This is a genomic window from Pectinatus frisingensis (assembly GCF_015732285.1).
GTDB lineage: Bacteria > Bacillota > Negativicutes > Selenomonadales > Selenomonadaceae > Pectinatus > Pectinatus frisingensis.
The window spans coordinates 26034-38062 of sequence record NZ_WIQU01000051.1 but is presented as its reverse complement, the minus strand read 5'-3'; the positions used below and the strand labels follow the sequence as shown (position 1 = coordinate 38062).

General features: G+C 37.5%; 7 protein-coding genes. 1 reads left to right on the top strand and 6 read right to left on the bottom strand.

What is annotated here, in order from left to right:
• The coding region (locus tag I6751_RS09365; protein ID WP_196591981.1) for a hypothetical protein at positions 1-1468 on the top strand (1468 nt) is incomplete at its 5' end.
• A 77-nt stretch (positions 1469-1545) separates the two neighbouring features.
• Here the strand turns inward: I6751_RS09365 and I6751_RS09360 are convergent.
• From I6751_RS09360 to I6751_RS09335, 6 genes are all read right to left on the bottom strand, one after another.
• On the bottom strand, positions 1546-1956 hold the full coding sequence (locus I6751_RS09360; protein WP_330998721.1) for a DUF6650 family protein: 411 nt from the start codon (positions 1954-1956) through the stop codon (positions 1546-1548).
• A 161-nt stretch (positions 1957-2117) separates the two neighbouring features.
• Entirely contained in the window at positions 2118-2228 is a 111-nt protein-coding gene (locus I6751_RS14130; RefSeq protein ID WP_414153203.1) for an IS3 family transposase, read from the bottom strand.
• 44 nt (positions 2229-2272) lie between these two features.
• On the bottom strand, positions 2273-3070 hold the full coding sequence (locus I6751_RS09350; RefSeq protein WP_196591983.1) for a hypothetical protein: 798 nt from the start codon (positions 3068-3070) through the stop codon (positions 2273-2275).
• Positions 3071-3168: 98 nt separating this feature from the next.
• On the bottom strand, positions 3169-9204 hold the full coding sequence (locus tag I6751_RS09345) for an ATP-binding protein (RefSeq protein WP_196591984.1): 6036 nt from the start codon (positions 9202-9204) through the stop codon (positions 3169-3171).
• 420 nt (positions 9205-9624) lie between these two features.
• The gene (locus tag I6751_RS09340) at positions 9625-10839 is read right to left on the bottom strand and encodes an exodeoxyribonuclease VII large subunit (protein WP_196591985.1); all 1215 of its coding nucleotides are present in this window, start codon (positions 10837-10839) and stop codon (positions 9625-9627) included.
• Positions 10840-11118: 279 nt separating this feature from the next.
• Positions 11119-11952 carry a PDDEXK nuclease domain-containing protein gene (locus tag I6751_RS09335; RefSeq protein WP_269140848.1) on the bottom strand — a complete coding sequence of 278 codons (834 nt, stop codon included), beginning with the start codon at positions 11950-11952 and terminating at the stop codon, positions 11119-11121.
• Positions 11953-12029: the final 77 nt, after the last annotated feature.

Genomic DNA, 12029 nt, shown 5'->3' with positions numbered 1-12029 from the left:
CACTTGTATCAGTGAAAAGACCCTAAATGCCCAGCATGAAGAACTAGTTTTATCCGGAAAAAATGACGAAGCTGAACTTCTCAACCGAACCCCTGCCCCACACCTGGGCAGCGCTTATCGAAATCCGGCAGCCATGCAAAAAATTATGGATCGAATTGAGCAAGCCGATCACGAATCAGATTTTCCGGAAACTAGTGAGGAAATAGATGTCGCTGCTCTTTCTTCTAAAGAGCAAAATATCTTAGTTTTTGCCAATGATGTCGTGATCCGTCAAGTTGCCCGGCAAATACAGCAGGAACGACTGCGGCTGCAAAAAGAACAAGACATAGAAAGAGCAAAATTTGAGGCAGTTGAAATCATGGAAGAACCGCTTATCATCAGCGTTGGCGATGTCTATTCTTATCTTGAAGAAACAGCCACTACATACCGGAATCTGGCTGACGATAAATTAGCTGCCTATAAATCCTTGAAGCCACAGATCCTGAATGATCACCAACTAAGGCTTGCTGCAGAGGATAAGGCATTCCATCATCAGTATTATAAAACACGCAAAGCCTACGCAAAATCTGCCAAAGAACTGCAACGTATAAAAGAAATGGCTACTTTCCTTTATGGCGTTCCTGATAAAACGCATGAGTTGGCAGAATGCAGTAAAAAAATAAAGCTGCTTACCGAAGAACGAAATCTTCTTGGTAAGCAGCTGAATAATTATCGCCGCGCCATTGCTGGTGAGGCCAAAGAGAAGATCGATAATATTTTTAAAACTTTACAGCAGAAAAATGCCGAAAACCAACGCCAGAGTAACCATCTCTATGCCGAATATCTTTCACTAAAAAAACAGGTTGTTAAATACAGTGAAGCTGCACAAAAACTTAGTGCAGAAAATATGGATACGATCCTTTTCACCGACAAACTCCCGGCAACACTAAACCGCAAATGCAAAATTGACGGTATCCAGCCGATTTCTAAGCTCAAAATCTTGGTTTATAAGGGTGATTCCTATGCCCTTTTAGAGCAACTTCCTGCTCTTACCGATACAGCCAAGAAGATAGATACTACCTATACCGTGACTGCTGTAAAACTTGGCGATAATATAAAGCGCGGCACCGTGCCAAAATATGAGCTTCAGGTGATGACGAACAACAATACTAAGTGGAAAATCCAAAGTGCTTCTATTCCAATCAAAAATGATTTTACATCTGAAATTGTACGACTCTATACGCCCCATGAATCGAGAAAAAAGAATGCAGCTTTACAAAAGAATTTAACAAGACATTCTCACCCTATTTTACAGACTGCCCACAGTCACCAAAAGCAAACAATTTCATCTCATATTTCTACCCTTGTGGAAAAACTTATTTCAAAAGAAAAAAACATTCATTTAGATGCCCATTGGAATAATGAATCTGAAGTTAACGACAAGGTACAAATTGCTGAAGATAAACTGTATAAAGAATGGCGTTTATAAATTCAACTATAAAGTTTTTTAGCCGAACTCTACATTAAACGGAGGCAATGACTATTCTCTCATCAATAAAATTCTTATTAATATTTTTCTGGAATATGATTATCAAATGACAATCCATAATTTTCTTCCATGTATGCAATTTTCGTTCTAAAAACCTTTCTAAAGGTTTTCATGATTGTTGAAAAATTGCTGTCAGCCCAATCACCACTATTATTTTTATAGATAATATGAGGTTGTTGCCGGAAATTAATTTCATCAAGAAAAACGTTGCAAGCGACACATAATTCTTTCAAGTGCGATTCAACGTCTTTAGAAAACCGAAAGCCACACAGTAAACCTACAAGGAATTCTTTTATCTCCACTGCTGACTGAGCACATTGATCTGGAAGTTCCATATCCGCAGGATTGATTAAAAGACGCTTGCTTTCCAAGAAATAGAAGAGCTTTTGAATTTGCCTCCTTTCATTTTCTGTATATTCCCATGAAATACCGCCGATAGGGAACTAAATCCATTAATTCTAAATTTCATCGCAACTTCCTCCCTACAAGATAATCATACATACAAACAGATTCAATAAAATTAAAATTACTATTCGGACAGTTTTTATAAGGTCTGTCGTCGAAACTCAGTCGGTGTTAAATAATTTAGTTAACCATGGATTCGCTGTGTGTTAAACCAAGTCAAATAAACTACTATTTCTTGGCATAATTGACACAGGTTTTCGAAATTTCCCCTCTGTACAAACTCGGTTTTGAAGATTTTGAACGTTAACCATATGCTTTGTATTAATCCCTAACCCAAATTTAATAATAGTAAAAAGGATCCCTAGCTCTATCTGGATGATAGTGACCTACTATATTATCAGGTGGTACATTATTATATAGCGTTAATGTAAAATCTATTTGGCGCGAGGGTATTTCATTATACAAAACATATTTCAACCAACTTTGCAAGATAACCCCTGTTAATTCACATAAAGTGTTTCTTTTTATAAAATTAATTGGAACATCACACAAAAAAACAGTTGGTTTTCCTTTTTGTCGCAAAACTTGTCTATAATCTATTCCCGAAGGCTCAGACAGTACTGCTGCAATAGCAATTAAATATTCACTTCCATATAAAAGATAATGTCCACATTCCTCAACTAACAATTGATCGTCTAAGCTGAGAAATACTCGTCCCTCTCTTAAATTTGTTCCAACCTTTTTAATTGCATCTTCAACAGTTCTTTTATCGAAATTAAGTTCTTTAGAGCAAAAAATTTGATAGGCTAATTGGTTGAACATTTGAGGATCTAAAGTGACAATACCGTTTTTATAATAAGAATTAACATCTTCGGGGCGACAACCATGATATGCCTTAATATGCGAGTAATACTGGCAAAATCGTGAATTAATGACTTCCTTGATATCATAAAAACAATTATAATGTGCATCAATAATTAAATCTAACCAGAGAAAATTATCATGACTAATATATTCTGGAACATTTTGACGTACTTTGGCTACGACTGCATCATTCATAATATCAGATAATAAATTATGTACGACCATCAACCAATCTTTTGAATCACGCCATATAAAAATGCCTTTTTTCTTCATACTCACCTTTCCTTTCAACATATCCTCTAACGTAATGCATGAATTAACGATTAATCAAACTTACTTTTGCTAACCAGTACTGGATCTTTCATCGCTAGTTAGTCAATATTTATTGGATTTACTTCAATATCTAATTGAGGATACTTCAATATTCCCTGGTCTTTTATCGATTGCTCAAACTTATCATGAGAGCATACCCACCGATGCAAAATAGGTTGCCGATAAAATCGATCCTGAAGTATCTGTCTCATAGGTCCATGCAGGCACTCATACCAGGCGACAACCTCCTCATTTTGAATAAAAATAGTGGGATTTTTAATATCCGGATGCCAATCAAATAGGGCACTTAAATCAATTGATGGATAACTCAATATTTGCTGGTATATAAAATAGCAAATTCCACCAGACTGTACTGTAACCTCAGTAGGCAACTCCTCATCATCGCTTTCATAAGGATCAAAGCGCTCAGGATAATAAAAGGCAAATGATCTTCCACTAAACGTCGAACGCCTTTTTTTTGGTGGTTGAGTCGCTTTATCAGTTAAGCCGATATTATAAGTTACCCGAACATCATTTTGTCGGCTATATAAAAATAGCTCTCCTCCCAGTAGCATTGTGTTGTCATCCAGCCCACAATTTAAAATCTCAAGGAAGCACTCGCGCGCCTTACCTGAATCTAACAGTATCTTTTCAAGTTCTTCATCGGCTGGCCATGAAAGTGTACTGTTTACCTTGCGAGGAATATTGAATAAAATAAATGGCTCATCACTATGAAGCAACGCTTGTGCAATGCGAACTAAGGGTATATCGGACCACCGTTGTTTATACATTTGGCAATAAAGTATTTTCATTAATATTTCTAGTTCTGGTGAAAAAGTTAATATCATATCACCGTAATTACCAGATACGTTCTCAGTTTTCACCCTATTTCCAATGCCATACTTTTTTATATAAGCTGTGAATCGCTTTTCCACATCTGTCAAGTCATCATAAGTAGCGGCTTCTAACCGTCGCAGAATACTGGTGACGGTCTGGAAACTACGAATTAGCTGCATATCACCGTGCTGCTGACTAGGTATTCTAGGCAAACCGGTTTCACCAATTAACGATAATTGCATGATCTTTTCATGTTCAGGATGTTTAGGAAGCAGCCATTCAGGACATGGTTTATAGTTTACCATCTCGCGTCTTTGCAAAATAACCCAAGCCTGCAGTTTTAATTGCAAATCATATCCGTTATAACATTCCTCTACAATAGGTCGAAATATCTCATATGTTTCTTCTGATATTGTCACGATTCTTTCTACTAATACTAGCACCCATTCCTTCTGCCGATTATCAAAATCATCCCAAATATCCAATAGGTAGCCTAAATCATTGGGTGAAACTTGCGCCAATGCCCATAAGCCTCTTAGCGCTGCTTCAGTCCAAGAGCCTAAATTAGATACCATCCGCCCAACTGCACAACGTACTGCGAGCTGTGCCCATGTTTGCGGTATTCCTTCTGCCGAACTGCTCGGAACCTCAATACGTACCCCCTCCGGTAGGAAACCATTGCCAGTAATCCAACGCTCATGCATATTGAGAAGATTATCTACTCCTTTAAGCCACGCTTCTATTCCAACCAACTTTGCTCTTTCAAAAATAAGCTGATTTAAATTTTGTGTGGTAGCGTCTAGCCAAATAGCAGAATCGGGTTCATCAGTAATGCGGTTAACCACGTCCTGAACAATACTCCACCGTTGTTGCTCATCAAGCATTGGAATTAGCGCTTTATAAGCAACGTCTGCACTATCATATCTTCCCCAGGGATAAATATCTTCGCGCGATTTAAGCAAATCAAATAATTGTTTCAGTAGCATTGCATAATTTTCCGGTTTCTCTGTTTTTAGTCGTTGCGCACAATGAGCAATGCCATGCCAAATATGGCCACCATAGCTTTCTTTACTTTGTTTTCTCCTATATAAGTAACTTATTGCTTCTGCTAATGGAATTGCTTCAAGAGCTTGAAATAGTTTGGGTAATTCTTCGTCACTACTTCCCACCTCTCCCCTCCTGAACCATCGTCCAGGTAGGCGGTAATGTTCATACTGATCTTTATCAAAGAAGTCGCATTTTCCCAACTGATCTATTCTTTTTTCAATATTAAAATCCAATCGCTCAGCCGCAAGCTGAATTGCTGTTCGTAAATCCTTGAGATAACACCGGTCATATTCTTGTTGCCAGCTAAAACAACCAATCCCTAAAGACCAAAAGCTAAGCAAATCTTTCTCACATACTCTACCATCTTCCAACAAACTGATAATACCATCAGCAATAATGCTCGGATTCTCTAGCCACGCTCTATCCTTACCTTCGGCTACAACTATTCTCCACAGGGAATTAACCCCACATTTTGCGGCCGAGGATACCACAGCAGCTTCAATATATTCGGAAGCTCGATTATCGCCAATTTGAGAAACTACTTGAGATATTGCAAGCAGCTTAGCACCCTGATTTTCCCAAACATCTGGCCTAACCTTCGCTAACTGTTCATACCACTCCAACAAATCATAAAGAATATACTCTTTATGATTGCTGTAACTTATAAAACTCCATCTCATCTTCTCATTGGCTTCATTTACATACGGTTGCCATCTCGGATTACTTGCGACCTCAACAAAAGTGTTGATTATGCTATAACGGTCACTAATATCTTCATGCCAAACTGCACCTGTTGGACCAAGCCAATGATTTATCCACTGCTCAAGCAGGTCATACTCCCCTCGATCTTCTAGATAAGACCAGAATAGCTTGAGCCTAAAATCAACTGGATAACTGGAAATAGAGCACTTAACAAATTTAAACACCTCATATGCATGCGGGCCTCCAACTTTTCCAGATATCTCTATTATCATCTCAAATATCAGCGCCGTAATCTGTTTGCTGTCCCATATGCTTTCATTCGGTGATCGACGAGCAAGTAGCGCCGTTAAAATGATGACTAGTTGGTTAGCGGTAACTACATTGGCAGCAAAAACAGGCCCTCTAGTTATTAGGCTGCGTAACCATCGTCCAGTCATTGCAGTCGCATTCAATAGCACAGCCAAATGCTCCCGAGACCGTTTATCTCTACTTTGGCTAAAATAAGAAGTGACCCCCTCTTGGCTGATGCCAGCACTTTCGCGTTGCGGCTGCGTCCATCCTAAAACAAAACTTACTGCCGCAACTAAATAACCATGTTCTGCAGTGTAACGGTTAGAATAACCATCAAATACCGTAAAACCATTTGCGATTATTGGATCCACCCAAATTTTATTAAGTTTAGCTCGGTTAATAAACAGTGCCCAAGTAGCAGCATTAACTTTAAAAGAAAGATCCCAATTCTCCCGCCGATCACTTAACACTTTCAAAGTAATTGCGATTTCACACCAACGTCTTTGTTTTGCAAAGAGATGCATTATCTTTTCAAGATCATGCTGAAAATAGATAATCGTTTTTCTCAAAGTCCTGATCCATCTCATTGCGCCCCCTAAACGGGCTCCCTCATCTAAGTAACCGCTAAAGAAATGCGCTACTACTTGTTTTTCAAATTCACTTAAATTCTCTCGTTCAATGTCCTTTTGTTTAATGGTCCAGCTAAATCCGGTGTGCTGACTAATACGGCCCCATAACTTAAATAATGCAACTGTCCTATTATCTATATTTTCATGATCGCCGCCTTCTTCCATTGTCTGAGGTAAAAGTATATCGCCTAATTTGACAGGCGATATACCGTTAAACCATCGATATATAATCCCCTTTGCTCGGTGTAACTCCCGACACTCAATCAATCGCCAAATATCATTAAATGCCCCTTCCACCATTTCAAAATCCCACATCTCAATCCGCGGAACCGTTCCTTCCGACAACAAGATGGGAGGAATGTCCGATACAAATTCAAAGTCTCCTTCTGTAATATCCACCGTTTTAAAGAGTTGGTTTAAACTAGTTAATGCACAGGTAAGCGTATGTAGTAAATCCCAATTATTTGTAGTAAGAACAGCGTTAAGAGCTTTCTGGCATTGGCCCACTAATTCGTTTCTCGGTCTTCCGAGAGCAGCCGCTTCCATAACAAATTCTGTTGTAAAAATTTGTGCTTGCTGTTCAACCATTTCCGCTAACTCAAGAAGCTCGAAAAGATTGGTGTGCCGTAATTGTGTTTTATCATTTTCCGCTATGTAGTACTTTGCGATAGCCGCAGCGATTTCTCTAAGGCGCTCAGGTTCAGCCTGAACCTGTTTTAAAAGATGTACTCTGACATCATTGTGAGTAACATAAAATTCGCCCTGTTTTTCCTGCACCAGCGGACGAATTGCTCTTAATAGATTTGCCCAATCTGATGCGGGCAAATTATAGTCATTAAAAATACCGTTTAATGCTTTCCCTGTAAGCCGCTCTCCATAAAGAGAAAGACATCCAGCTAGTCGATAACTTATAAATGGAAATCGGGTTTCTATTTTCGCTAAGGCTGCCTGCCAGATTGTATCATAATAAGTAGTTATTCCATGGCTTAACTTTCTTTCACTCAGTCTAACTTGAAGTTCTTCCACACTAGCACAATCTTTTGCTTCATTTACAGCAAAAACAGCAGATAATGTGTTACCTTCCGCAATATAATCAATCATTCTAACTGCGGCATCAAATTCATCTTCAGCTATTGTCGAGTTTATTTCTGTCAACAGTACTTCAATATCTGGTCTAGTAATGCCTTTGATTTCAAATTTTGTGATTTTAGGATTATTGCTTCGCAGCCAGATAGGATATTTAGGATAAGCCTCTGGTGGTTGTCCTACAATTAAAAACCGTATCCCGTCCGGAATATTCTCCGGAGGAATAAGTGATGTAAGGAATGTATATTTATCAATACCAGCCCGTGCGGCATGATCAATACCATCAATTGCAATAATAGTCGGTCGTTGCCGCTCACTGGTTAAAATAGAGCATAATCTTATTACTTCTTCTCGCAACTGCTCAGAAGTTAAAAAGTCGTTACGAATTGGCACTTTATATTTTGCAAGACTGCCTTTAAATATTGTTCTTAATTGAGTAAGAAGATCTCCCCACAATACTTCTATCTTTGTCGTCTCCCCCACATCAATAGGCAAAATCTTTGTAGAAGGCGTAATTGGTTTATAAGCATGATAACGTAAATCTATAACAGGTTCCCGTCGATTCGCTAACGCGCTTACTACACTTGTTTTTCCAACTCCAGGCTTTCCTGTCAAAAAGACAATTGAATTCGGACCTTCAAGAAGTTCCTGTGAAAGTTGAGCTAAAAAATCCATCCTGCTTGGGAAAAATGGCGCAGGTGGTGGCAAGGCATGATCGCCAACTGAATGTTGCGCTGAAAGACTTATTTTTTGATATACCACTTCGGGAGTAACAGCTTCCCGCACTCCTCTTTTGGTTGTAGCCCATTCCCGCAAAGCAGTATCAAGATACGCTAAAATACCCCGAGATTGCCTCTGGTCTATTCCGAATGTTTCGCTAATTTTAGCCAGTAGCCTATCTGTAACTTCAGTTAAATCCGGTTGCCCCGTCTCAATTGACAATGATTTTAGAAACTCTACTTTTGTTTTATCGTCATCTAATACTGACAGTTGTTCATACCATTCTCCCCAGGCTTGCTGCCAATCTGGAGGAAATGATATTAAACCCATTCCTTCCTTTTGTTCAATCTCTTGTTGAAGATGTTCCCAAAATGTAGACAAAGCTGGTCTTTTATGTTTTTCATCATCTTCAGATTTTACTGTTGAGGAGCGGGTGCCAGCCAGTCTATTGGTAAATAAAATGGGCTCACATTGTTGCCACTTTTCTTTTGCTTCTTTCCAAGCGTTTGCTAGACTTTTTAGTAACGGTTCTTTTTCGTCCGTTTTTGAAACAAGATCACCAAAAGTAAGCGTATCTCCAACACGCGAATGTTTAATTTGAATACATCTAGTAACACCATTTGAATAATTAATTACAACATCGTCTAATCCTTGTACACTAGTTGACTGTAATGTAACCGATTTTATCCCGTTATCTGGATTCAACATATCCACAATATATAATAGGCCGATAGACCACTCATACCAATAAGGATCACCTATCCCAGCCGTTGGATTACTCATATCTTATCCTCCTTATATTTCAATAGGTACTGTCAATTCGATATGATTTTTTCTTTCTCGCCATAATAAATTAGGCCTCCTATGAATTTTATTTTATCATAGAAGACCCATCCAGACTTTTTTTCATACTCTTATTTTATCTGACTATATACTCGCCATGAATCCCAACAAAAAAGTTTAATCTTTTAAAAGAAGCTTCAAAAACACCCATACCCCATTCTACAGGTCACCAACGACCAACACAAACAGGCCATTTCAGCTCATATTTCCCAACTTACAAAAAATTTATTTTAAAAGAAAAGGACATCCATTTCGGTACCCATTGGTGTAATGAATCTGAAGTTAAAAACAGGGTAAAAATTACTGAAGATAAAATGTACTAAAGATGGAATTTATAAAATCATTAATCCTCTTTTATTGTTAAAATCTAAAAAGTTTTCCAATCAATCCAAAAGCACTAACTTTTTTCTGATTCTGGTGGGCCTCATTTAATTTTGTTTGAAGCTGGTTATTTTCTTGTTGAAGTATACTATTTTCATATTCCAAAAATGCATTCTCTTCTGCTAACTTTTGATACTTTATTTCTAAATCTTTGAGCTCTTCATCTGCATGTTTTTTCTTTTCACGGATAAACTGAATAGCAGTATCTTTAGTTTTTGCTTTTTCATTAGCAGCTTTCTTCCCTACTAAATAATTAAAATACTCGGCCACACCAGTAGGAGTTCCGGCATTGTAATCTGCAATATAGTCGCATAAAGCAAGATCCATTACATGGCCTACTCCTGTAATAATCGGAAGCTTTGACGCTATTATTGTATCTAGCAAAGCAGGTTTACTAAATTCAATCAATTCTTCTGGATTGCCCCCACCACGAATAATACAAATACCTTGGCATTCGTTTTCATCATTCAGCTTTTTTATGCTAGCGATGATATTTTCATGTGTCATTTTAATATCTTCCAAAATAATGTTTTCTTGTGCAATCGTTGATTTTTTCAAGTGCTTCAAAAAATCTTGATACCCTTGAGATTTTCTGTTACTTATAACACCAAGCTTTACGAACTCAAAGGAAAACTCTTTTTGTTGCTCAGCTTCTTTAAAATAAGATTTATATTGTTGAGTATAGTCCTCATACTCAACAAGTCTAGAACATGGTCCAATAATTTCAAGTTCAGAAATATTTTCTAATTGAAATCTTGCATAAGGAGAATACATTCCTAATTCCCCAATAACTCTAATACGCTTTTCTTTCAAATCATCTGTCTCTAATGGCTGTTTCAATATAACAGCTAATGTTCTTTTTGTATTGTGTTCATCAATAAGAATACACATACTCAGCTTATCAGAAAGAGTATATATTGAATCTACATCTCCAACCACAACATATTTTCTTTTGGGAAATTCAGTGATTTTTGAAATATCCTTGAACAACTCTGCAAATTCTATTTTCTTGGCTTGAAGAAAACAAAGTTTCTGATACTCTGCCGAAGGGAGTAAAGCTTTCATTGCAGAAAAATCAATAATATTTTCATCAATAGCGAAATACCATTCATTATCTTTTGAATATGCCTTTACTCCCATCATGTCTTTTATCGTATTTCTTGTTTTCCAATCTCCAAATTGCTTGATTTCCAACAAAAAACTCGTCCCTTTCTTAATGGCCACCTATCTTAACATACAAGACATCCAATATGGGCCAACAAAAATATAATCTATATCACTACATATGTATCTCTCTTTATTATATTTTTGTTTATGTTAAAATTCAACAGGGGTCCATAATGGACCCCTGTTGAATTCTCATAACCAATTTTTATCTGCTCGGTGATACTTCTCCTGTTCATACCAAGAACTGAAAGCTGTAAAACATTCAATTTGATTCCGCCTACCTTACAGATATAGTCCCAAAGAGCATTATTTCATTCGACTCTGGATATCCTCAATAGATGGTAGTTGTTCCTTTAATTTCTCTGGAAGATCACTAGTAACTCTATATTCACTCACACCGATTGGCTTGCTCATATCCTTTAGAGAATATTCAGCAACCAAATCATTTTTGCTCTTACAAAGCAAAAGGCCAATGGAATGATTATCTATTTCTTTTTTAAGCATCCCATCAACTGCTGACAGATAAAAATTTAATTGGCCCGCATATTCCGGTTTAAATGCGCCTGTCTTCAATTCAATGACAACATAACAACGAAGGTTCAGATTGTAAAAAAGCAGGTCTATGTAAAAGTCGTCTCTACCAACATTAAGGTGATATTGGTTTCCCAAAAATGCAGAACCTTTTCCCAGTTCTAAAAGCAGCCGGGTAACATTTTTGACCAGCGCTTCCTTAACATCTCTTTCAATCATATCTTCCTTAAAGGTTATAAAGTCAAATATATAGGGATCTTTCATTGTCTGCTGTGCTAGCTCGCTCTGCAGAGCCAGTAGACGATGATCGAAATTCGAAACCTTATCAGCAATCACCTGCCGTTCATAAAGCTTACTCTCGATTTGATGCACCAAAACATTACGCGACCAGCCATTTTCAATGGCTTTTCTCGCATACCATATATGAATGTCTCGATCTTTTATTTTGTCCAAAAGAGCAATATTTTGATACCATGGCAATTGTGCAAGTACCTCTTGCACAATTACAGCATCTGGAAATACAGTTGCAAGCTTTGCCATATATTTTAAATTGCGAACAGAATAGCCCTTCGCCAAGGAGGAAAATTTAATGTTAAATAAATAAACCATATTGAGATTACCGATTAATTACTATTTGGCAATCCCAATATGGTTAGTTGTGACTATTTATAACCCAGTGGCTATAT

Bases quoted from the DNA above. Each gene is read 5' to 3' on its own strand.
- I6751_RS09350 (WP_196591983.1), bottom strand. From the start codon at position 3,070: ATGAAGAAAAAAGGCATTTTTATATGGCGTGATTCAAAAGATTGGTTG.
- I6751_RS09345 (WP_196591984.1), bottom strand. From the start codon at position 9,204: ATGAGTAATCCAACGGCTGGGATAGGTGATCCTTATTGGTATGAGTGG.
- I6751_RS09335 (WP_269140848.1), bottom strand. From the start codon at position 11,952: ATGGTTTATTTATTTAACATTAAATTTTCCTCCTTGGCGAAGGGCTAT.